This window comes from Kitasatospora sp. NPDC089509 (assembly GCF_044749365.1).
Classification (GTDB): domain Bacteria; phylum Actinomycetota; class Actinomycetes; order Streptomycetales; family Streptomycetaceae; genus Kitasatospora.
The window spans coordinates 1-22,530 of the sequence record NZ_JBIVHS010000002.1; the positions used below are offsets into that span (position 1 = coordinate 1).

Here is a 22,530-nt window from a genome sequence, read left to right on the forward strand (position 1 = left end):
GGCGAAGCTGAGAACTTAAGCGCCAGTAAACGGCGGTGGTAACTATAACCATCCTAAGGTAGCGAAATTCCTTGTCGGGTAAGTTCCGACCTGCACGAATGGCGTAACGACTTCTCGACTGTCTCAACCATAGGCCCGGTGAAATTGCATTACGAGTAAAGATGCTCGTTTCGCGCAGCAGGACGGAAAGACCCCGGGACCTTTACTATAGCTTGATATTGGTGTTCGGTTCGGCTTGTGTAGGATAGGTGGGAGACTTTGAAGCAGCAACGCCAGTTGTTGTGGAGTCGCCGTTGAAATACCACTCTGGTCGTGCTGGATGTCTAACCTGGGTCCGTGATCCGGATCAGGGACAGTGTCTGGTGGGTAGTTTAACTGGGGCGGTTGCCTCCTAAAGAGTAACGGAGGCGCCCAAAGGTTCCCTCAGCCTGGTTGGCAATCAGGTGTTGAGTGTAAGTGCACAAGGGAGCTTGACTGTGAGACTGACGGGTCGAGCAGGTACGAAAGTAGGGACTAGTGATCCGGCGGTGGCTTGTGGAAGCGCCGTCGCTCAACGGATAAAAGGTACCCCGGGGATAACAGGCTGATCTTCCCCAAGAGTCCATATCGACGGGATGGTTTGGCACCTCGATGTCGGCTCGTCGCATCCTGGGGCTGGAGTAGGTCCCAAGGGTTGGGCTGTTCGCCCATTAAAGCGGTACGCGAGCTGGGTTTAGAACGTCGTGAGACAGTTCGGTCCCTATCCGCTGTGCGCGTAGGAGTGTTGAGAAGGGCTGTCCCTAGTACGAGAGGACCGGGACGGACGAACCTCTGGTGTGCCAGTTGTCCTGCCAAGGGCATGGCTGGTTGGCTACGTTCGGGAGGGATAACCGCTGAAAGCATCTAAGCGGGAAGCCTGCTTCGAGATGAGCACTCCCACCTCCTTGAGAGGGTAAGGCTCCCAGTAGACGACTGGGTTGATAGGCCGGATATGGAAGCCCTGTGAGGGGTGGAGTTGACCGGTACTAATAGGCCGAGGGCTTGTCCTCAGTTGCTCGCGTCCACTGTGTTGTTCTGAAACAACGACCGCCTTGCCGGCGGGTCGACAGTTTCATAGTGTTTCGGTGGTCATAGCGTGAGGGAAACGCCCGGTTACATTCCGAACCCGGAAGCTAAGCCTCACAGCGCCGATGGTACTGCAGGGGGGACCCTGTGGGAGAGTAGGACGCCGCCGAACAATTCTTCAGAAAAGCCCCCGCCGGGTGAACCGGGCGGGGGCTTTTCGCGTTTCCGGCCCCCGGGCTTCCGGCCGTGCGGCCGTGTCGGGAAGTTGGCTGGACAACAATTGGCCGAAAGCTCACGCGGCGTTCGCTGGAGGACTGTGTTCGACCCGCGTGCGATGTCTATGTTCGAGCCTTCTTCGTACTTGTGCAGTGCACGACTCGGAAGGACATCACGTGGCCTCCATCGACAGGCGTCGGTTCCTCCAGCTGGGCGGCGCCTCCGCGGCCGCCGCCGGCCTCGGGGCGTTCCCGCCCGCGGTCAGCAAGGCGTTGGCCCTGCCCGCGATCAGCCGGACCCGTTCGATCAAGGACGTCGAACACGTCGTCATCCTGATGCAGGAGAACCGTTCCTTCGACCACTACTTCGGCACCCTCCGCGGGGTTCGCGGGTTCGGCGACCCGCGCCCCACGCTGCTGCCGGACGGTCGGCCGAACTGGCACCAGCCCGCCGCCGCGGTGAAGACCGGCCGCTACCACGACCGCGGTCTGCCGGCCTCCGAGAAGGAGGTGCTGCCCTGGTACATCGACCCCAGGAACACCACCGAGTACCAGGCCGGTACCGACCACGGCTGGAGCAGCGGCCACCTCGCCTGGAACGAGGGGCGCCACGACCAGTGGGTGAACCAGAAGCAGGACGTCATGACGATGGGTCACCTCAAGCGCCAGGACGTGCAGTACCACTTCGCGCTGGCCGACGCGTTCACCGTCTGCGACTCGTACTTCTGCTCCGTCCACGCCGACACCGCCCCCAACCGCATCTACCTCTGGACCGGCACCAGCGACCCGCGCAACGTCTACGGCCGCAAGCCCAACGGGCCCGGCCTGGAGGAGCGCAACAACAAGAACGGCTACACCTGGACCACCTACCCGGAGCGGTTGGAGGACGCGGGGGTCAGCTGGAAGCTGTACCAGGGTGGTTCGGGTGAGCCGGGCACCCCGACGGACAACTACACCGACAACTCGCTGATGTTCTTCGAGCGTTACCAGACCGCCGAGGGCGCGTCCGGGCCGCTGGTGGAGAAGGGCGCGAGCGACCACACGCTCAAGGAGTTCCGGGCCGACGTCCAGCAGGGTCGGCTGCCCCAGGTCTCCTGGATCGTCCCGCCGTACAAGTACAGTGAGCACCCGTCCGCCACGCCCACCGACGGCGCCTACTACATCAACCTGGTGCTGGACGCGCTCACGTCCAACCCCGAGGTGTGGGGCCGGACCGTCTTCCTCATCAACTACGACGAGAACGACGGGCTGTTCGACCACGTCGTCCCGCCGATGCCGCCGGTGGTCAGCCGGCCGGGCGGCCAGGGCATGGTCTCCACCGACCTGGAGGCCAGCCTCGCCGACGAGTTGCTCGACCTCGCCAAGTACCCGGGCGAGATGAGCCCGCTGGTGCCGGGCGCGGACCGGGGCGGGCTGCAGCCGATCGGGCTCGGCCCACGGGTGCCGCTGCTGGTCATCTCCCCGTGGTCGCGCGGTGGTTGGGTCTGTTCGGAGACCTTCGACCACACCTCCGTGCTGCGGTTCCTGGAGGCCCGGTTCGGCATCGAGGAGCCCAACATCAGCGCCTGGCGCCGCGCGGTCTGCGGTGACCTCACCTCGGCGCTCGACTTCTCCGGCGCCGACCCGCGCCCGGTTTCGATCGCGGTGCCGGCGCCGATCGCCTCGCGGGGCAAGCCCTACCAGGTGCCGCTGCCCCAGCAGCTGCCCACCCAGGAGCCGGGCACCCGGCCGGCCCGCGCGCTCCCGTACGACCTGCGGGTCAACGAGGACGAGACCGACGACGCGACGGTGTTCCAGCTCAACATGGACAACCAGGGTGCGGCCGGCGCCTGGCTCTACGTCTACGACCGGACGGCGCCGACGGGGGCCCCGCGCCGCTACACCCTCTCGGCGGGCGACAGCTTCGAGGACCACTGGCCGCTGGTCGACGGCCGCTACCACCTGGTCGCCCACGGGCCGAACGGCTCGGTGCAGGAGTTCGAGGGCAAGACGGTGGGCGGCCTGGTCGCCCGCTTCGAGCCCGCGAAGAACAAGGTGCGGGTGACGGTCTCCAACCACGGGGACACCACCCGGACGGTCACCCTTGAGAACGCCTACGCCAAGGGCGCCAAGCAGGGCCGCACCATTCGGCCCGGTGACGACGCCCGGTTCACCTTCGACCTGGGCGGCGACAGCCGGTGGTACGACGTCACCGTGACGGGCACGGACGGACCGGCGTTCCGCCGCCGCTGGGCCGGGCACGTCGAGAACGGCCGCCCGGGCACCAGCGACCCCGGCCCGCGCTGACCGGATCCGCGTCGGCCCCGCTGAGGGACACCTGACCGTGGGCCCTGGCAGCACTGCCAGGGCCCACGGCCGTTCGCGGTCAGCCCGCGGGCTGCCAGGGGCGGCTGGGGACCCACAGCGGGACGGGGCCGCCGCGCGGCATGGCGCGCGCCGCGTCGTCCTCCAGCCGGTCGTCCACCCGGTCCGGATCGCCCTCGCTCAGCTCCACCAGCGCGGCGGCGGCGATCCGGGCGCAGCACAGCACCAGCGCCAGGGTGTCCTGGCGGCGGTGCCGCTCCCGGACGTAGGCGTCGACCCGCTCCTCGATCCGGGCGCGGTGGGACGGGCCGTCCCCGGCGGCCAGCGCCTGCACCCCGTGCCAGACCAGGGTCAGCGCGCAGGGCTCGGCGGGGTGGCTCACACCCTCCCGGTCCGCCTCCTCGCGGGCCTCGGCCGAGCGCTGCCCGAGCCACTCCAGCGCCGCCGGCCCGTCCTGACCGCAGGACCGCAGGAGCAACTCGGCGGCGTGCTCCGCCACGGCGGGCAGCACGGCCGAGGCGGGCACCCGCAGCCCGGGCGCGGGCGCGTCGCCGAAGGACAGCCAGGTGTCCGCGAACGAGGCCGCCCGCAGCCCGCCCACCCACGCCGGCGCCCCGCCGGTCGCCCCGAGCCACTCCCCGGCCCCCAGCCGGATCAGCCCCACCGCCACCAATCGCGCCGCATCCCCGTCCAGCCCGAGCAGCCGTCCACTCCGCACCACGCACCCCCGCCTGCGATCGTCACTCCTTGGCCACATCCCATCACAGCGCGACGGGAACGAACTAGGCAGGGTCACGTCACGAATCGGTGCCGGTGTGGGGGAGCCCTCCGGGCGGGCGGCGGGACGAGTCGGTGCCGGTGTGGGGGAGCCCTCCGGGCGGACGGCGGGACGCGGGTGGGGGCCGGGGCCCGGGGTCAGGTGGCGGTGGCCGTGGGGCGGCGTCGGCGTTCGGGCCAGGGGTAGCCGAGTTGGGCGGCGTACGCCCGTGAGCCTCCGCAGACCTCGGCGGTCGTGCGCGGGTCCTCGGCGGAGAGGCGCGACACCAGGGCCTCGGCCTGGGCGGCCGGGTGGTCGTCGGAGACCGGGATGCTCAGCCGGAACTGGAGCCACGGGTGGCCGTCCCGGATCGCGGGGCGACCGGGGTGGAGCAGGACGACGGTGAGCCGGTCGGGTTCCGAGGGCCAGGCGGCGACGGAGAGCAGCTCGCATTCCCAGGCGGTCAGCCAGTCGGTGCGCCCGTGGACCCGTTCCTCCAGCAGCCTGGCGACCGTACGGGCCGGCCACTCCCAGCCGTGGTCGGCGGCGGCCCGGTCGAGCTCCGCTTCGTACCGGTCGATGTCGAACCGGAGTTCCGGGAGGTCGACGGACGCGGCCACGGGGTTGCGCCAGCCGTTCCAGACCACGTGCCGCCCCTCGCGCCGGACGGTCACGCTGATGCCGCCGCAGCAGGCGTCGGCGCAGTGGGCCTCGGCGAGTCGGACCGTGCGCGGGGTGTCGGTCGCCCGCAGCGGGGTCCCCGGGGCGAGCAGGAACCGGGGGTCCTCGGCCGGTCCCGCGTCGAACACCTCGGCCAGGACGTCCCGGCCGTCGACGATCGGGCGGCACTCCACCGGGCCCTCGGTCCCGAGCGGCGGTACGACGATGCGGAGGGAGAGCAGGTTCGGTGCTGTGGTCACGGCCCGATGGTCCCGGAGTCGACGGGGCTTGTCAGCCGGGTTTCCGGCGGGAGGCGGCTGACCAGGGGCGTTGCCGGGCGGGTGAACCCCGCGGGCCGTGCGGGCCGTACTTGACGGTGACGGCCCCTGTGCCGTCCGTCGCCGCCTCGCGTGCCCACCGCTTCCCACGGGCGGAGTGGCCCGGGGCGGCCCTCGTGACCCCCACGAACCCTCAGAACCCTCAGAACCCTCCCAACCCTTCGAGGAGATGCACAGATGAAGCACGTACGCCGCGCTGCCGCGGTCACCGGTGGTGCGGTCGCCGCCCTGGCCCTGGCCGGTACCGGGCAGGCCTTCGCCTGGCACCCGAGCGACGCCTCGCTGACGATCGGCTGCCGGACGGACGCCGGCCACGTCGAGCTGGTGCTCGGCAACAACTACAAGGACGCGGGGGACTACACCCTCAGCCTGGTGGGCGGCACCGAGACGTACCACGGCACGCTCGGCGCGCACGCGACCGCCAAGGTGACCGTCGGCTACTCCGGCAAGGGCGACGACTGGCGGTTCACCCTGGCGGACACCCACGTGGACAAGCACGTCGCCGACGTGCCGCTCTGCCCGTCCGCCACGCCGACCCCGCCGGTCACGCCGACTCCGCCGGTCACCCCGACCAAGCCGGCGACGCCGTCCGCGACGGCCACCCCGACGCCCACCCCGACGTCGAGCCGTACGGTGACGCCGTCGCCCAGCGGCAGCCCGTCGGCGACCCCGACCGGCACGCCGTCCTCGCCCGCCGCGCACCCCTCCGTCTCGCCTTCGGCTTCGGAGAGTGCGAGCGCCGCCCCCGCCCTGGCCCAGACCGGTGGCGGCGGCAACACCGGCCTCGCGGTGGCGGGTGCCGCCACCCTGGTCGCCGGTGCCGGACTCGTCGTGGCGGCCCGCAAGGTCGGCGCCCGCCGCAAGGCCTGACGGCCGGCCGGGAACGCGGAAGGGGCGGCGGGATGTTCGTCGACGGGGCGTGGCGCCTCACGGTGGTCGGCAAGGACGCCGACTTCGACCAGCGTGCGGTGGTCCGTACGCCGTACGGCGTGCAGGTGCTGGCCGGTGTGGTGGGGGAATCCCTGGTCGTCGACGCGGACACCTGGGAGCTGCGGCTGGAGCACCTGTGGCCGGGCGGCGGCTGGCGGCCGGACGTCGAGGTGGCGCCCGGTCCGGTGACCGTCGAGGGCGGCCGCCGCACCCGGGAGGTCCGGGCGCGGGACTGCCGCTGGCCGGGCCGGCCGGCGTCGGACGTGCTGCACAACCTGGTGCTGCGTCTGGACGCGCTCGGCGTCGCGGCACCGGAGCGGTCGGCGCTCGGGTCGGCGCTCGGGTCGTCGGTCGGAGCGGAGGCGATCGGTCCGGCCTCGACGCCGTCGGTGCGCACCAGCGGCGGGCCGGGGACGGTGACCGCCCCGGCGGTCACGCGCGGCACGGCGACGCCCGGTACGACGAAGTACGGTGCGGCGACGGCTGGTTGGTGACCCGCCGGACGAGAACGGAGAGGGGCGGCTGCGCGAGCAGCCGCCCCTCTCCGCGTGGCCGGGCCGTCAGTTGTCGATGTGGTACGACTCGCCGTAGACCTTCCACACCAGCGGGGTGTGGAGGTCGAGGTTGCCCGCGCGCAGGAACACCTCCTGCTCGGTGTCCACCCGGTCGGTCTCCTCGTGGGCGGCCTCGGTCTTCATCGCGGCCCGGCGGGCGTCGAGGAAGGCCGCGAGGTAGGTCTTCTCGTCGCCGCCCTGGGCAGGGGTCCTGGCCTTCTTCATCGCGGCGGCGCGGATGCCGCCGAAGCTGACCGGCTCGTCGCCGGGGCCGTGCATCACGATGGCGTCGTAGTAGGCGAACTGGCCGAGGGCGTGCAGCCCGTCGGTCTGCGCCTGCATGACGGCCGGGTTGAAGTAGACCCGGTCCCGCTCGTCCGTCTGGGCCTGCTGGAAGGCCGGGTCCTGGGCGGCCTTCTTCCAGTCGGAGACGAAGTCCGGGTCCAGGCCGGAGTGGGAGGCGGAGCCGTTCACCTTCTGCAGCGCGGGGAGGTACTTGCTGAGCGGATTGCCCGGCTTGAGCTGCTCGTAGTGCTTGACCAGGTCGAGCATGTCGCCGGTGCCCGAGCAGAACCCGATGATGCCGCCGGTGTAGCCGCGGCCGTCCTTGATGTCCTCGATGTACGAGAACTGCGCCTGCCAGTTCAGCGAGGAGTTCTCGGCGCTGGACACCAACTTCTGGGCGATGTCCTTCATGTGGGGGTCGTTCAGGCCGGAGGCCGAGCCGGGGTCGGCCGTGGCGCTCGGGGTGCCGCCGGCGGACGGCGTCCCGCTGGCGGACGGCAGGGGCTGGGTGGTGCGGTGCGGACGGGCGCTGGCCACGCTCGCGGTGACGGCGGTGATCAGCACGGCGGCCGTGGCGATGTGCAGGGCCTTCGGCCGGGACGTACGGGAGTTGGCGGGCGGCATGCGGGCTCCGAGGTCGAGTTCGTCGGGTGCGTCGAGTCGTCGGGTGTGTCGAGTGGATCGAGAGGCGGGAGGACGGCGCCGTCCGGCGTCCGGTCAGGCCTCGGTGGCCGGCCCGGGGTCGGGATCGGCGGGGACGGTCGGGGGCTCGGGACGCGGCGCGGGCAGCGCCGCGCCCGGGGTCAGCCGGAAGCGCTCCGGGCGGGCGACCGCCCGGCGGTCGGCCGGGGCCACCCGGTCGCGGCGCTCCAGCCAGGCCCGCAGCCGGTCCCGGGCGCTGCGGTCCCGTTCGGCGTCCGGCCCGGTCGTGGCCGATCCGCCGGTCTCGCGCAGCAGCACCCGGGCGGGCCGGGCCGGGCCGTCACCGGGGACGGCGTCGACCACGGTGAAGCCGGTGCCCGGGGGGAAGGCGACCTGCGGCACGTCGCCGTCGGCGCCGAACACGGCCGTCCGGCGTCCGGTGGTCGACCAGACGACGAACTCGACGGCGGTGCCCAACTCGGCGGCGGGCGAGGACAGACCGGTGACCGGTGCCGGCTCGACCAGGGTCAGACCGGGCGGGTACGCCTCCAGCACCTCCGACGGGAGGTCGGTGCCGAGCAGCACCGCGCCGTGATGGCTCGGCAGTCGGCGCAGACCGGACGCCAGGCAGGTGAAGTACGGGGCGAGCGGACCGGGGGTACCGCCACGGGCCTCGGCGATCACCGCGTCCCGTCCGGCGGGCACGTCCGCGCCCTCGTGGTGCAGCAGGACGGCGACCAGGTCGGGCTTGACGTCGTCCCGGCCGGTCGAACGCAGGCCGGGAAGCCGGGTGACGGCGGGTTCGACCCGCCCCGCGCCGCGCTGGTACTGCTCGCCGAGGAGCGCGCGGAAGGCGTCCCGGTCCGCGGCACTGCTCACCGAGGGGAGCGCCATGGCGTCGGCCGGGCCGAAGTAGCGCGCGGCGAGGGCGAGCGACGGGGGAGGGGCGGGGGTCGGGGCGGCGGGCGTCTCGGCCACCTCCGGCGTCTCGGGCGCCTCGGCTTTGGCGAGTGCCGCGGCCGCCGTGGGCGTCGCGGCCTCGGTGGGTGTCGGTACGGGCGCTTCGACGGGCTCCTCGACCGGCGGCTCGGGTTCGTCGGCCGACTCCGGTGCGGGAACGGCCGGTTCGGCGGCCACCGGCGGGGCGGCGGGGCGTTCGGTGGCGGGAGTCCCGGCTGCGGCGGACGCCGTCGCCGTCACCTCGGCGGGGGCGGCGGGACCGCCCACCGGGCCCGCACCGCTGCTGGTGGCGAGCCCGGCGGGGGGAGCCGTCGGCGGGAGCAGGTCCGGGTCGGCAGAGGTGGGGATCCCCGGGGCGGCCGGTGCGACCGGCCCGGTGACGAATCCCGGGCCCCCGCCCGCCGGCAGGGTGGAGCGCGGCGGCGCGGACGGCCCGCCGAAGCCGCCACCGCCCACCGCGTAGCCCGTCGGCAGGGCCGGCGCCGGACCGGCGACACCGGCGACACCGCCCGGCCCGCCGGGCCGACCGCCCACCGCCCGGGCCGGCGGATTGAGCCACACCAGCCCGTGCATCCGGGCGAAGAACCGGGCGCTGCTCTCCGAGGCCGCGTCGACCAGACCGTGCAGCAGCAGCCCGAAGCCGCGCACGCCCGGGGCCGGCAACTGGTCGAGCAGGGCGGAGAGTTGTTCCCAGGTGTCGTGGGTGATCAGCCGGGCCCGTTCGCCGACCACGAGCAGCGGGCGGGCCGGATCGGGCCGCAGCAGCCGCGGTGCCCAGGCGTACGGCGGTTCGGGGCGCAGCCAGAGCCCGGCCGGGACGGCCTCCAGGCACCAGAACGGGAAGGCGTGGAAGACCGCCGGGCCGACGGTCTGCCAGGAGGCGCCGCCGTTGCGCCAGGCCGCGCCGACGGTGTCGTGGCGGCTGGTGGAGGTGAGCCGGATCAGGTACGGCTCCCAGGTGGTGGCGCCGCGGTGGTCGAGCATCCGGGCGGTGTGGACGCCCTCGTGCGCGACCGGCAGGCCGATCGAGGCGTGCACGGGGCGGCCGAGCCGCTCGGCGAGGGTGCCGGAGAGGACGGCGAGGGCGCCCGGGTCGGCCCAGGGCGCGGTGACCACCAGCTGGTCGGTGCCGGTCGGCAGGGAGAGCGCGGCGTCGGCGAACTCCTCCGGGGCGAGCACCGGTTGGGCGGGGGTGCCGACCAGCAGCGGGGTGGTGCCGGGCGGCGTGGCGAGCTCGCGCAGGAACGGCATGGCGGGCTCGGGCCGGGCGGTGACGTGACTGAGCCAGAACCCGGAGGCCAGCCGGTGGACGGCGACGGAGGCGGGCGGCGCGGTCGGGCCGGGCGCGGCGACGGTCCGGGAGGGGACGGCGGGCGACGGCCAGGCCCCGGCGTCCGGCGGGGCGGCTGCGGGCGGGACCGGGCCGGCGGCCTCGACGGTCTCGCGCAGTCGGCGGGGACGGCCCCCGGGCGGGCAGTGCCACCAGGTGGCGGGCTCGCCGGAGCCCTCGGGCGCGGTCACCTTGAGGGTGCCGTCGGGCTGGATGGCGACCAGGCCGTCCGGGGCGACCACCGGGATCCCGGCCTTGTCGGCCACCACCTCGGCGGGCCGTCGACCGCCGGGGCCGAGCGCGGCGAGGCCGGAGGCCGCCAGGATCAGGCTGGACGCGCCGCGGGTGCGGGCGATCGAACCGAGTTCGGACATCCGCTCGCGCAGGACCGGGGCGGCGTCGGCGGCCGCGGCCACCACCACGAGGGCGTTCGGCACCGGGCGCAGACTGCCCATCGCGGTGGCCAGTTCGGCGTCGCTGACCTCGCGCGGGGCGATGACGTAGTGCGGGCCGAACGGCCGCAGGACGGAGCGGGACGGGGTACGGCGCGCGGGCGCCGCGGCCGGCGCCGGGGACGGCGCGTTGCGGCGGCCGAACCGTCGGCGCGGTGCCGACTCGGTCGCCGGTCGGTCCGCCGCCCCGGACGGTGCCGCGCTCATCGCGGCCCCCCGGCGGTTGACGGGTGAGGCTCCACCTCAGCCATCGGCGTACGCCTCCCTGCTCGATCGTCGGGACCCGCACGAGCGGCGTCCCGGGCAGCTATACGGCGCCGGTACGGTCCGCGGTTCACCGGATCCGACGGCCCGACGCGGCCCCGCGCCGGGCCGTCGGATCCGGTGAACCGCACCGGACCTACGACGCCCCCGCCTCCTCCGGTTCCGGCACCAGCGCCGTCTGCAGCTGCACCGTGCGCCGCCGGGTGATGTGCAGCGCCCGGCCCGGCGGGAGCTGGCGGGGCTTCACGTTGCCGAACAGCACGCCCTCGCTCGGCGGGCAGGAGAGCAGCACCGCCGGGGTGTTGACCTCCTGGAGGCGGCGGATCAGCGGGTCGCTCATGCTCCGGGCGATGCCGTTGGCGCTGCGGGCGACGATCAGGTGCAGGCCGAGTTCGGTGCCCTGGGCGAGGTGGTCGAGCAGCGGGGCGAAGGGGTGGCCGGTGAGCGGTGCCGCGATCAGGTCGTAGTCGTCGACCAGGATGAACAGTTCGGCGCCGGTCCACCAGTCGCGCAGCTTGAGCCGGGCGGGGCTGATGGACTCGCCGGGCACCCGGCCCTCCATGGCCCGGGCCGCGCCCTGGACGATCTGCTTGAGCACGTCCACGGCGACCGCGTAGCCGAGCCGGTACTCCTCCGGGACGAGGTCGAACAGGCCGCGCCGGAAGTCGATCAGCATGATCCGGGCCTCGGCGGGGGTGTAGGCCGAGGTGATGCCGTTGACCAGGTGGCGCAGCAGGTTGGTCTTGCCGCTCTCGCTGTCGCCGAACACCATCAGGTGCGGCGTCTCCTCGAAGTCGTGCCAGAGCGGGGAGATCTCCCGGTCCTCCAGGCCGAGGGCGATCCGCAGCCGGCCCTCGGGGGCGGGCAGGGCGGCCGGTTCGAGCAGCAGCGGCAGCATCCGGACCTGGGGGGCGCGCGGGCCGGTCCAGTGGTCGTTGACGGCCTCGACCAGGTCGGCGACGCCGTCCGCGAGGTCGTCCGGGTCGCCGGTGCCGTCGATCCGGGGCAGGGCGGTGAGGAAGTGCAGCTGTTCGTCGGTCAGGCCGCGGCCGGGCACCTTGGGGACGGTGGCGGCGGCCCGCATGTTGATCATGGAGTCGACCGAATCGCCCAGCCGGAGCTCGAACTTGGTGCCGAGCTGGTCGCGCAGCGCGCTGGTGACCTCGGCCCAGCGGGTCGCGGTGACCACCAGGTGGACGCCGTAGTTGAGGCCGCGCCCGGCGATCAGGCCGAGCACCTGGACGAGTTCGCCGAACTCCTGGCGCAGGGTGTTCCAGCCGTCCACCACGAGGAACACGTCGCCGTGCGGGTCGTCCGCCAGTTCCGGGTCGCCGGCCGCGCGGCGCCGGCGGAAGGAGGCCGCGGAGTCGAGGCCGAGCCGGGCGAAGCTCTGCTCGCGGCGCGCGATGATGCCGTTGATCTCGGCGATCGTCCGGCCGACCCGCTCGGGGTCGTGCCGCCCGGTGACCCCGCCGACGTGTGGCAGGCCGCGCAGCGCGGAGAGCCCGCCACCGCCGAAGTCCAGGCAGTAGAACTGGACTTCGCGCGGGGAGTGGGTGAGCGCCAGGCCGGTGATCAGGGCCCGCAGCAGGTTGCTCTTGCCGCTCTGCGGGCCGCCGGCGATGCCGACGTGGCCGCCCGCGCCGGACAGGTCGGCGGTGAGCAGGTCCCGCATCTGCTGGAACGGCCGGTCCACCACGCCGATCGGCACCGACAGTGCGCCGCGCTGCGGCCAGCCCTCGGTGGTCAGGCCGTGCTCGGGGTGCGGGGCCAGCGGGGGCAGCAGCTCGTCCAGGGTGGGCGGCACGTCCAGCGGCGGCAGCCAGACCCGGTAGGCGGGCGGGCCGGCGTCGGTGAGCCGCTCGGCGGCGAGTTCCAGCAGGGAGGCGGTCGGCTCCTCCGCGAGGGGCTCGGGCTCGGCCGCCACCGGCTGCTGCCGCGGTGCCACGTACTCGGTGCCGTACGCGACGACCTGCCCGGCCATCGCGGCCTGCCGGGCCGGGCTGGGCCGCTGCTGGCGGTACGGGCCGGAGACGTAGGCGGCCTTGAAGCGGGTCAGGGTGGAGATGTCGCTGCGCAGGATGCCGTTGCCGGGCTGGGAGGGCAGGTGGTAGGCGTCCGGGACGCCCAGCACGCCGCGGCTCTCCATCGCGGAGAAGGTGCGCAGGCCGATCCGGTACGACAGATGGGACTCCAGGGCGTGCATCCGGCCCTCGTCCAGGCGCTGGGAGGCCAGCAGCAGGTGCACCCCGAGCGACCGGCCGAGCCGGCCGATCATGATGAACAACTCCATGAAGTCGCGGTGCGCGGCGAGCAGTTCGGAGAACTCGTCGACCACCACGAACAGCGTGGGCAGCGGGTCCAGCTGGACGCCGGAGGCACGGGCGGCCTCGTAGTCCAGCAGCGAGGTGTAGTTGCCCGCCGAGCGCAGCAGCTCCTGGCGGCGCATCATCTCGCCGTGCAGGGCGTCGCGCATCCGGTCCACCAGCGCGGCCTCGTCGGCCAGGTTGGTGATCACGGCGGAGGTGTGCGGGAGCGCGTCCAGACCGAGGAAGGTCGCACCGCCCTTGAAGTCGACGAGCACGAAGTTGAGCGTCTCGGAGGAGTGGGTCAGCGCGAGCGCCAGCACCAGGGTGCGCAGCAGCTCCGACTTCCCGGAGCCGGTCGCACCGATCAGCAGGCCGTGCGGACCCATGCCGCCCTGGGCGGACTCCTTGATGTCCAGGTCCACCGGGGTGCCGTCGGAGCCGAGGCCGAGCGGCACCCGCAGCCGCTGCTCGGCGGGCCGGTCGGACCAGGCCCGGCGGACGTCGTGCCGGTGCAGGTCCTTGATGCCCAGCAGCGAGGTGAGGTCGAAGTCGGTGGCGAGCGGCTCGGCGCCGTCGGTGGCGCTGCCCAGGCGGTACGGGGCCATCGTCGCGGCGTAGCGCCGGGCGGCGGCCGGGCCGAGGGCGTCGGGGCGGCCGAGTCCGGTGACGCTGTCCTTGCGGTTGCGGTCCGAGCCGACCAGCTCCAGTTCGCCCGCCGAGGTGATCCGCAGCCGCAGCTTGTGCTTGGCGTGCTTCCACTCCAGGGCGCCGGAGACGTCCAGCACGGTCGCGTTGCGGTAGCCGGCCAACACGGCCCGGCCGCCTGCGGGCAGGGTCGCACCGTCGACCACGATCAGGGTGTACGGCTCCTCGCGGCCGGGCTGGACGTCCGGCTCCCACGGCCCGCGGGCGGCGAACTCGGTGCCGAGCAGCTGCTCCAGTTCCACCACCGAGGAGGCGACCAGGCGCGCCGGGCCGGCGCCGTCGGTCTCGTTCGGGTGCAGGGCGTGCGGCAGCCACTTCAGCCAGTCCCAGTCGGCCCGCCGCTCCGGGCCTGTGACCAGGGCGATCCGCAGCTCGTCCGGGGCGTGGAAGAACGCCAGCTGCGCCACCACCGCCCGGGCCAGGGCGCGCCGCGCCTCGGCGTCGTCCGGGGCTCCGGCCTCGGGCTCCGACTCCTCCGGCCCGCGCAGCAGGACGTGGGCGTAGCCGCGCACGTGCACCGCGATCGGCTGCTCCTTGAGCGTGCCGTAGGCGTGGATGAACCGCCGCAGCGCGTGGGCGCACAACGGCTCCAGGTCCTCGACCGGCTTGGTGGCCAGCGGCGCCAGCCGCACCGCGAGGCGCTGGGCGCCGACCGCGATCCGCACGTCGCCGAAGTCGGGGTGGCCCGCCCGGCGCTCCCACAGCCGGGAGCTGCCTACCATGGTGGCCAGCGCGGCGGGCTCGGGGTGGCGCCAGGCCAGCGCCTGCTGCTGCTTGACGGTGTGGCGGCGGACCTGCCGGCGGATCTGGGACAGGTAGCGCAGGTAGTCCCGGCGCTCGCCGCGCAGCTGCCGCTTGCGGTCGCTCTCGCCCCGGATCAGCTGGGTGACCAGCATGCCGACGGCGGACAGGCCCATCATGCCGATCGCGACGTAGGTCATCGGACCGTTGGCGGTGTTCGGGTTGAGGAAGATGAACACCATCGACAGCGAACTCAGCGCCATCGGCGCCATGGTGAGCATCGTGGCCAGCCCGCCCTGCGGTTCGGGCAGGCCGGGCGGCTCCTGCAGCTGGATGTCCCCGTCCGGCATCTCCGGCCCGGAGCGCCGGGGCGGACGGTCGACCACGACCTGGCTCAACGGGGCTCTCCTCACACACGCGCGGGTTCGTCGACCCATCGCACGGACCGCGCCCCCGCCGCGGTTCACCGACCGGCGATCCGCCTGCGATCCGCCTGAGATCCGGGTGAACCGCGAACGCCGGGACGCACGTACAGCCCGTCGGAATCCGGCGGACCGTTCGGAGGACCAGCGGACCGGAGAGTGGGAGAGCATGAGTGGTGCAGTCGTCGCCGGCCTGGTCAGGCTGAGGTTCCGCGCGCCCGGGACGGCCTTCGAACTGGCCGTGCCGTCCGACGTGGTCCTCGCCGACCTGATGCCGGCCGTGCTGGGACACGCCGGCGCCGAGGCCGCCGAGGCCGGCGCCGAGCACTCCGGCTGGGTGCTCCAGCGGCTCGGCGGCGAACCCCTCGACGAGGAGCGCACCCTCGACGCGCTCGGGCTGCGCGACGGCGAGGAACTGCACCTGCGCCCACGCACCGCCGAACTGCCGCCGGTCCACTTCGACGACCTGGTCGACGGCGTGCGCACCGGCATGCTGGAGCGCCGCGACTCCTGGCGCCCCGAGCTCACCCACCACCTCGCGGTGGCCGCCGCCCTGGTCGCGCTGGCCGGCGGGATCGCCCTGCTGCTCCTGCCCGGCCCCGACCCGGTCCGCTGCGCCGCCGCCGCGACCGCCGCCGTGCTGCTGCTGTTCGGTGCCGGGGGCGCCGCCCGTACCGTCGGCGACGCCGGTGCGGGCACCGCCCTGGGGGCCGCCGGGATCGGGTACGCCGTCACCGCGGCGGCCCTGGTGCCCGGGCTGGACGGGGCGGACCGGCTGCTCGCGGGCGGCTCCGCCGGGGCCGGTGCGGCGGTGCTGGCGCTGGCCGCGGTCGGCGCCTCGACGCCGTTCTTCCTCTCCGCCCTGGTGGTCGCGGTGGTCGGGCTGGGGGCCGGGGCGATGGCCGTCCGGGACGTGCCGCCGGAGCACTCGGCCGCCGTCCTGGCCTGCGCCGCCGTGCTGTTCGGCGCCTTCGTGCCCGGGCTGGCCTTCAAGCTCGCCGGGCTGCGGCTGCCCGCGCTGCCGCGCAACGCCGAGGAACTGCAGGAGGACATCGAGCCGTTCCCGGCCCGGGACGTGCTGGCCCGCAGCAACGTCGCCGACGGCTACCTGACCGGCTTCCTGGTCAGCATCGGGCTGGCCTGCGTCGGCTGCCTGAGCCTGCTGGCCGGCGCCGACGGCTGGGGGCCGGCCGCCACCGCCGCCGACCTGTCGGTGCTGCTCCTGCTGCACGCCCGGGAGATCGGCAGCCTCTGGCAGCGGCTCGGAGTGATCCTGCCCGGCCTGTACGGGCTGGTGCTGCTGGCCGGGCGGCTCGGGCTGCGGAGCGGCCCGCAGGGCCGGCTGACGCTGCTGGCCGGCCTGTTGGTGGTCGCGGCGGTGCTCCTGGTGGTCGCCTGGACGGTGCCCGGTCGCCGACTGCTGCCCTACTGGGGGCGCGCGGCCGACCTGCTGCACTCGCTGGCGGCCGTCGCGCTGCTGCCGCTGGCCCTCCAGACGCTCGGCTTCTACCACGGGCTGCGGGCCGTCTCCGGCTGACGTGCAACGCCCAACCCCCTGCAACGCCGAACCCCCTGCAACGCCGAAGACCCTGACCCCACCGACCCCGGGAGACGTCCATGCAGTCCAGACGCGACCAGGTGCAGGCCCACCTGTTCGTGATGAGCCGGGTCTCCTCCGGGATGCTGCGCGGCGAACCGGACGCGCCCGACACACCCGTCGCCCGGACCACCCGGGGCGCCGTGGTCGGGCTCGCCGTCGGGCTGCTGGTCGGCGTCGGGGTGGGGGTCTACGGGCTGGTCAAGCCCGGTGGTGCGACCGGCTGGCAGAAGCCCGGCACCCTGGTGGTGGTCAAGGAGAGCGGCGCCCGCTACCTGTTCGCCGGGGGGCAGCTGCACCCGGTGCTGAACCAGGCCAGCGCCCGGCTGCTGGCGGGGGACCAGTTCCGGTCCGTCCAGGTCAGTGCCGCCTCGCTGGCCGGCGCCGCGCGCGGTCAGGCGGTCGGGATCGTCGGCGCCCCGGACGGGGTCCCGGCCGAACGCGACCTCGGCCCGGCGGACTGGTCGGCCTGCGCGGTCACCGTGGCCCAGGGCAACCGGACCGTACCGGAGTTGGCGCTGTCGGTCGGCCTGCGGCCCGGCGGGCGGGCGCTCGCCGACGACCAGGCGGTGCTGGCGGCCGGCGCCGACGGCGCCCCCCAACTGCTGTGGCGCGGGCACCGGTTGCGGATCGACGCGGCCGACGGGGGCCTCCGGGCGCTCGGTTACGGCACCGCCGTCCCGCGCCCGGTAGCGGCCGGGTTCCTGGACGCCCTGCCGGTCGGGCCGGACCTCAAGGCCCCCGACCTGCCCGGCCGGGGTACCGCCGGACCGGCGCTGGCGGGCCTGCCCAGCAAGGTCGGCCAGCTGTTCGCCGGCGCCGGAGGGGAGCACTACCTGCTCACCCAGGACGGGCTGGTGCCGCTCGGCGAGACGATGTTCCGACTGGTCCAGGGCGACCCGCGGACCCAGCAGGACGCCTACGGCGGCGCGGTGGTCACCCCCGGCCAGGTCGGCCCGGCCGACCTGGCCGCCCACCCGGCGCCCGCCGCCGTCGCGGCCGCCTGGTCGGGTGCCGAACTCCCGCCCAAGCCACCGCAGTTGGTGGCACTCGGGGAACGGCAGGCGCCGTGCGCGGAACTCCACCCGGCGGCCGGCCCGAACGCCGTCGCGCTCACCCTGGCGGACGGCGCCGGCGGAGCGCCTCCGGCCGCCCAGCCGGGCGTCGTCCCGGCCTGCGGCGGCGCCGACCTGATCGCCGTCCGACCGGGGGGCGGCGCGCTGGCCGTGGCCGCCACCGGCTCCGGTGCCGGGTCGACCCTCTACCTGGTCACCGATGCCGGGGTGAAGTACCCGCTGCCCTCGCCCGGTGCCGCCAAGCAGCTCGGCTACGCCAAGACCGTGCCGACCGCCGTCCCGCACCGGCTGCTGGACCTGCTGCCCACCGGGCCGAGCCTGGACCCGGCCGCGCTGGCCGGCGGCGGCGTGTCCGGCGGTGGAGCAGGCGGTACGGCCGGCGGAACCGCCGCCGGAAACCCCTGCGGGAGCTGAACCGCACCACCCCGCGCGCCCGTTCACCATGCCGGTCGCGCCCGCCCGCCCCACCAGGAGGCGTCGGCGAACGGCCGACGCCCACACTTCGAGAAGGGAACACGCATGGCCGGCAACAACATGCTCAACGATCCGGCGGTAGTCCAGCAGGTGCTGACCACCGTCGAGGCGCAGGACCAGCACATGCAGGAGACCCAGCGCCAGATCAACGCCATCACCGAGGAGGTCAACGCGCACTTCCAGGCCGCCGCCAGCACCGTCTTCGTCGAGAAGATGCAGGACTGGCAGGCCAAGTACGACCAGGTGCGCCAGCAGTACAAGACCTTCCACGACCTGCTGACCAGCGGTTCCGGCCTGATCCAGGGCTCGGGCCAGGACGCCGTCCAGATCGTGTCCGGCCTCGGTGCCGGCGACGACATCGTCAACGGCCTGAGCTGACCGGGTCCTTCGCCCCGACGCCGGCCGGCGGGCGACACCGCCGGCACCACCACCGACCGGCCGCGGGCCGGGACCACCACTGATCGAAGGGGACGAACGATGTCCGACGGCAGGATCGAACTCCACCACCAGCAGATCGACGAGGCTGCCGCGATGCTGCGCCAGCAGAGCCAGATGATGCACGAGATGATGCAGCAGACCCAGACCTTCCTCACCCAGGGCCTCGGCCACGAGCTGCACGGTGACTACGCCGACGGCGGCCAGGCCTACGCCGACGTGCTGGCGAAGGCCGACACCGCCATGACCGACGACATCGCCAAGGCCGCCGCCGCCCTGGACGAGGTCCACGGCCTGATCCGGGACTCGGACAAGCGCGCCGGCTCCAACTTCAGCTACTAGGACCGGGTGAGCCGCGGTGTCCGACGACAAGCCGGCCGACGACGACCCGAAGAAGAAGCCGGGCGACGACCCCGAGAAGAAGGGCGGGGAGGACGACGGCAACACCTTCAAGGTCACCGACTCCTACCTGCTCGACTTCGCCCAGACCAAGCTGACCAAGATGCTCCAGGACCTGAAGACCCACCCCACCCGGGTGGCGCTCCAGCAGTTCGTCCTCGGCATCGGCGGCGGGCAGTTCCCCGGCGACTACGCCAGCCTGCTGGCCGGCGGCGGGACGGTGCTGCCGAGCGTCAAGCAGATCGAGTCGCAGTTCGGCAAGTACTGCCAGTCCCTGGAGAACCAGTTCAAGTCGCTGGAGGACCAGGTCCAGAAGATGATCGACGACCTGTCGAGGGCCGAGCGGGACCTGAAGAACGGCGCCGACGACGCCCTCTCGGCCGCTCAGATGATGTACCTGGTGCAGGACGTCCTCGGCGGTGGCGGCGGCCTCAAGGTCTGACCCGCCCGCCCCCGACCGAGCCCCGTCCGACGGCCCGTGCGCCGTCGCCCCCGACCCGCGGGGCGGACCGGCCCTCTCCCCCCGGCCCGCCCCGCGACCCCCGCGCCCGACCCGACCAGTCCGACCAGACCGACCCGACCGACGCCCCTGGAGTGGTGACCCGCATGGCCGACAAGACCTGGGAAGACGTACTGACGGTCTTCGCGAACTCCGGTCAGACCACCTTCACCCAGCGCTCCGCCGTCACCGGTGACGACAAGGTCCAGTGGATCGCCAACCACAAGGTCGAGACGCTGAACTACTTCAAGCAGACCGGCAACGACAACTACGACTGCTGGTGGTCGTACAACTTCACCGGCAGCGACGGCGGGCAGTGGAGCTACGTCATCGGCTGCAACCTCAACTGGGGGCAGTTCCAGGCGGAGACCACCGACCTCGGGAAGTGGATCCGGCAGGGCTACGACGTCCTGATGCCGCTCGCCCACTCGCCCGCCGAGAACGACACCATGAGCGTCTGGAGCTTCGACACCGCCGTCTCGACGCTCCAGGGCGCCGAGCAGCTGCTGTCCACCTGGGCGCCGACGGTCAACGGCTGGGCGGGCGACATCGCCGCGCCGGGCTCCGACTGGCAGGGCAGCGCGGCCGGCCAGTTCAAGACCATGCTGAGCATGTTCGGCGGCGAGATCCAGGACCTCGTCAAGGACCTCCAGGACAAGCACGTCGCCAGCTACCTCAAGGACGCCCGCGACGCCATCGGCAACGCCGTCCTGAGCATGTGGTACGGGCAGGACAACTACCGCAACAGCCGCAACGCCTGGCCGGTCAACCCGCTCTTCGACGCGCTGATGGAGGGGATGTCCACGGCGAAGGTCACCGTCAACGAGACCACGATCACCAACTCCTTCTCCGACGGGCCGACGACCACCGCCTACGGCACCCCGCAGTTCACCATCACCACCGCCTGGGGCGACCCGAACGGCGACGACTTCTGGAAGAAGGCGGAGAAGCGGGCCAAGGAGGTCTGGCTCAAGAACGTCGCCGACTACCTGGACAAGGCCGCCAAGGACGCGTCGACCACCCTCGACAAGGCGTACGTCCCCGCGATCAAGGCGCTGGGCGCGGGGGTGAAGACCCCCACGATGCACACCCCGTACAACCCGCCGCCGACGGACGACACGTCGAAGAACGACCCCTTCTCCGACATCAGCAAGAACCTCAGCGACATGAACGACAACATGAACAAGTCGCTGAACGACATGAGCAAGGGGATGAACGACAACTTCAAGAGCCTCACCAGCGGCGGTCCGAACGGCCCGGACGGCCTCAAGGGGCTCGGCGACGGCCCCGGCTCCAAGGACCTCGGCCCCGGCCCCAGCCTCACCACCGGCCCGAACGGGGTCGGCGGCCTCGGCGACCACGGCGGCCCGGGCGGCCTGCCCTCGCTGGACGGCGGCGGCTCCGGCGTCCCGCTGCTGGACGGGAACGGCAAGCAGGTCTACGACAGCAACGGCAACCCGATCACCGTGCCGCCGGGCAGCCACATCGACCCGACCACCCACCAGGTCATCGGCCCGGACGGGCGGCCCGTCCTCGGCCCCGACGGCAAGCCGATCACCGCCCCCGACGGCGCGAGCGTCGGCACCGGCTCGGGCGAGCACATGAAGGTGCCGCCGGGCTCCCACGTCGACGACCAGGGGCGGGTGATCGGCCCGGACGGCCAACCCGTGCTGGACGGCAACGGCAACCCGGTGGTCGTCCAGCCCGGCTCCCGGGTCGACTCCGACGGCACCCTGCTCGGCCCGGACGGCACCCCGATCTCCGAGGTCTCCCAGCTGCTCGCCGACCAGCGGCACGCCTTCGACAACGGCTTCGCCGGCAGCGGGGGCGGCGACGGACTGCTCCCCGGCAGCGACTTCGGCGGGGGCACCTACCACCCGTCGACGCTGTCCTTCGGCGACTCCGGGGGGATCGGCGGCGTCGGCGGTGGCAGCGGCTTCCCCGGCACCGGCCTGATGCCCGGCGGCCGCAGCGGCATGAGCGCCAAGTCGCTGGCCGCGGGCGGCGATCCGAACACACTCCAGGCCCGCACCGCGGCCCAGGCGGCCGCCGAGGCCGAGAAGGCCGCCGCCGCCAAGGCCGCGGCCGAGGCCGAACAGGCCGCGCTGACCGGCAAGGGCATGTCCACCACCGGCGGCATGCCGCCGATGATGCCGCCCGGCGGCGCGGGCGCCGGAGCCGGTGCCCCCGGCCAGAAGGACAAGGACCGTCAGCGCACCACCTGGCTGGCGGAGGACGAAGAGGTCTGGGGCACCGAGTCCACCGCCGTCAGCGGCGTCATCGGCCGCTGAGGCCCGACCCCCCCACCCACGCACCGACCCGAAAGGACCCCCCCATGCCCGCCACCGCCGACCCCTTCGGCCCCGACGGCCTGTTCGGCTCGATGAGCGCGGAACTGGAGGAGGCCATGGAGGCCCTCCGGGCCCAGACCGCGAAGGCCGAGGCGGTCCAGGCCGACCTCGCCAAGTCCTCGGCCACGGTCACCTCCAAGGACCGGATGGTGACCGTCAAGGTCGGCCCGCAGGGCCAGGTCCACGCGCTGACCTTCCACAACACCGCCTACCAGGAGATGGCCCCCGCCCAGCTCGGCGGCCTGCTCACCGACCTGCTCAACGAGGCCCGGGCGCAGATGGGCGACCAGGTGATCCAGGCGATCAAGGGCTTCGAGGGCGTCGGCGACATGCTGCGGATGTCGATGACCGGCGGCAGCGACCTGGACCGCCTGCTGGAGCCGCTGCGTTCGATGCGCCCCGGCTACGGCGAGGACGCGGAGGCCGAGCGCCGCCGGGCCGGACGCCAGGAGGAGTTCCGTGAGTAGCTCCGACAACGTCTTCGCCAAGACCCAGGACCTCAAGCGGCGGTTCGCCGAGTTCGGCGACCTCACCAAGCTGATCGACAAGATCTCGGACGAGGTCAAGGGCATCAACGACGCCAACAAGAAGGTCGGCGGCGACGACGACATCGGCAAGCAGTACCACTCCCAGGTGGACCAGGCCACCAAGGACCTCGAAGACCTGATCAAGAAGATCAGCGAGCTCGTAGCCAAGGCCGGCGACAGCGGCATCAACCTGGTCGCGGAACTCGACAACGCGGAGGACACCGCGAACGACATCATCAAGAGCCTGTAGGAGAACCACC

At 73.2% G+C, this 22,530-nt stretch carries 16 protein-coding genes and 2 rRNA genes; 13 read left to right on the top strand and 5 right to left on the bottom strand.

Annotation, left to right across the window (positions count from 1 at the left end):
• From ACIP4P_RS03865 to ACIP4P_RS03875, 3 genes are all read left to right on the top strand, one after another.
• Nucleotides 1-1,028: ribosomal RNA gene (locus tag ACIP4P_RS03865) — 23S ribosomal RNA — on the top strand; the annotation flags it as partial.
• Between the two features lie 71 nt (nucleotides 1,029-1,099).
• Nucleotides 1,100-1,216: ribosomal RNA gene (gene rrf, locus ACIP4P_RS03870) — 5S ribosomal RNA — on the top strand.
• Nucleotides 1,217-1,436: 220 nt separating this feature from the next.
• The gene (locus ACIP4P_RS03875; RefSeq protein WP_400914460.1) at nucleotides 1,437-3,545 is read left to right on the top strand and encodes a phosphocholine-specific phospholipase C; all 2,109 of its coding nucleotides are present in this window, start codon (nucleotides 1,437-1,439) and stop codon (nucleotides 3,543-3,545) included.
• A 79-nt stretch (nucleotides 3,546-3,624) separates the two neighbouring features.
• On the opposite strand, the gene ACIP4P_RS03880 is transcribed toward ACIP4P_RS03875, so the two are convergent.
• A complete protein-coding gene (locus tag ACIP4P_RS03880; protein ID WP_350516630.1) occupies nucleotides 3,625-4,284 on the bottom strand; it encodes a hypothetical protein in 660 nt (219 codons plus the stop codon).
• A gap of 194 nt (nucleotides 4,285-4,478) precedes the next feature.
• Nucleotides 4,479-5,240 carry a hypothetical protein gene (locus ACIP4P_RS03885; RefSeq protein WP_400914462.1) on the bottom strand — a complete coding sequence of 254 codons (762 nt, stop codon included), beginning with the start codon at nucleotides 5,238-5,240 and terminating at the stop codon, nucleotides 4,479-4,481.
• A 255-nt stretch (nucleotides 5,241-5,495) separates the two neighbouring features.
• Here ACIP4P_RS03885 and ACIP4P_RS03890 point away from each other — a divergent pair, with 255 nt between their 5' ends.
• Both ACIP4P_RS03890 and ACIP4P_RS03895 read left to right on the top strand, forming a co-directional pair.
• Nucleotides 5,496-6,188 (top strand): LPXTG cell wall anchor domain-containing protein, encoded by a 693-nt coding sequence (locus ACIP4P_RS03890; RefSeq protein WP_400914464.1) that lies wholly within the window; start codon nucleotides 5,496-5,498, stop codon nucleotides 6,186-6,188.
• Nucleotides 6,189-6,220: 32 nt separating this feature from the next.
• Nucleotides 6,221-6,742 carry a hypothetical protein gene (locus tag ACIP4P_RS03895; protein WP_400914466.1) on the top strand — a complete coding sequence of 174 codons (522 nt, stop codon included), beginning with the start codon at nucleotides 6,221-6,223 and terminating at the stop codon, nucleotides 6,740-6,742.
• A gap of 66 nt (nucleotides 6,743-6,808) precedes the next feature.
• Here the strand turns inward: ACIP4P_RS03895 and ACIP4P_RS03900 are convergent, their stop codons facing one another.
• The 3 genes from ACIP4P_RS03900 to eccCa all read right to left on the bottom strand — a co-directional run bounded on the left by ACIP4P_RS03900 (nucleotide 6,809) and on the right by eccCa (nucleotide 14,840).
• Nucleotides 6,809-7,711 (bottom strand): chitosanase, encoded by a 903-nt coding sequence (locus tag ACIP4P_RS03900; RefSeq protein ID WP_400914468.1) that lies wholly within the window; start codon nucleotides 7,709-7,711, stop codon nucleotides 6,809-6,811.
• 93 nt (nucleotides 7,712-7,804) lie between these two features.
• A complete protein-coding gene (locus tag ACIP4P_RS03905; protein ID WP_400914469.1) occupies nucleotides 7,805-10,678 on the bottom strand; it encodes a hypothetical protein in 2,874 nt (957 codons plus the stop codon).
• A 193-nt stretch (nucleotides 10,679-10,871) separates the two neighbouring features.
• Nucleotides 10,872-14,840, bottom strand: coding sequence for a type VII secretion protein EccCa (gene eccCa / locus ACIP4P_RS03910; RefSeq protein ID WP_400915331.1), 3,969 nt, complete (start codon nucleotides 14,838-14,840; stop codon nucleotides 10,872-10,874).
• Between the two features lie 241 nt (nucleotides 14,841-15,081).
• Between eccCa and eccD the strand changes: the two genes are divergently transcribed.
• The 8 genes from eccD to ACIP4P_RS03950 all read left to right on the top strand — a co-directional run bounded on the left by eccD (nucleotide 15,082) and on the right by ACIP4P_RS03950 (nucleotide 22,520).
• On the top strand, nucleotides 15,082-16,449 hold the full coding sequence (eccD, locus tag ACIP4P_RS03915; RefSeq protein ID WP_400914471.1) for a type VII secretion integral membrane protein EccD: 1,368 nt from the start codon (nucleotides 15,082-15,084) through the stop codon (nucleotides 16,447-16,449).
• 80 nt (nucleotides 16,450-16,529) lie between these two features.
• The gene (eccB, locus tag ACIP4P_RS03920) at nucleotides 16,530-17,999 is read left to right on the top strand and encodes a type VII secretion protein EccB (RefSeq protein ID WP_400914473.1); all 1,470 of its coding nucleotides are present in this window, start codon (nucleotides 16,530-16,532) and stop codon (nucleotides 17,997-17,999) included.
• A gap of 105 nt (nucleotides 18,000-18,104) precedes the next feature.
• Nucleotides 18,105-18,437: a hypothetical protein gene (locus tag ACIP4P_RS03925; protein ID WP_400914475.1), complete on the top strand. Its 333-nt coding sequence runs from the start codon at nucleotides 18,105-18,107 to the stop codon at nucleotides 18,435-18,437.
• Between the two features lie 99 nt (nucleotides 18,438-18,536).
• Nucleotides 18,537-18,836, top strand: a complete 300-nt coding sequence (locus tag ACIP4P_RS03930; protein ID WP_400914476.1) for a hypothetical protein — start codon at nucleotides 18,537-18,539, stop codon at nucleotides 18,834-18,836.
• Between the two features lie 16 nt (nucleotides 18,837-18,852).
• Nucleotides 18,853-19,335: a hypothetical protein gene (locus ACIP4P_RS03935; RefSeq protein ID WP_400914478.1), complete on the top strand. Its 483-nt coding sequence runs from the start codon at nucleotides 18,853-18,855 to the stop codon at nucleotides 19,333-19,335.
• Nucleotides 19,336-19,499: 164 nt separating this feature from the next.
• On the top strand, nucleotides 19,500-21,683 hold the full coding sequence (locus tag ACIP4P_RS03940) for a hypothetical protein (RefSeq protein ID WP_400914479.1): 2,184 nt from the start codon (nucleotides 19,500-19,502) through the stop codon (nucleotides 21,681-21,683).
• Between the two features lie 44 nt (nucleotides 21,684-21,727).
• Nucleotides 21,728-22,210, top strand: a complete 483-nt coding sequence (locus tag ACIP4P_RS03945) for a YbaB/EbfC family nucleoid-associated protein (protein ID WP_400914481.1) — start codon at nucleotides 21,728-21,730, stop codon at nucleotides 22,208-22,210.
• Nucleotides 22,203-22,520 carry a hypothetical protein gene (locus ACIP4P_RS03950; RefSeq protein WP_400914483.1) on the top strand — a complete coding sequence of 106 codons (318 nt, stop codon included), beginning with the start codon at nucleotides 22,203-22,205 and terminating at the stop codon, nucleotides 22,518-22,520. The genes ACIP4P_RS03945 and ACIP4P_RS03950 overlap by 8 nt, the downstream gene beginning before the upstream one ends.
• Nucleotides 22,521-22,530: the final 10 nt, after the last annotated feature.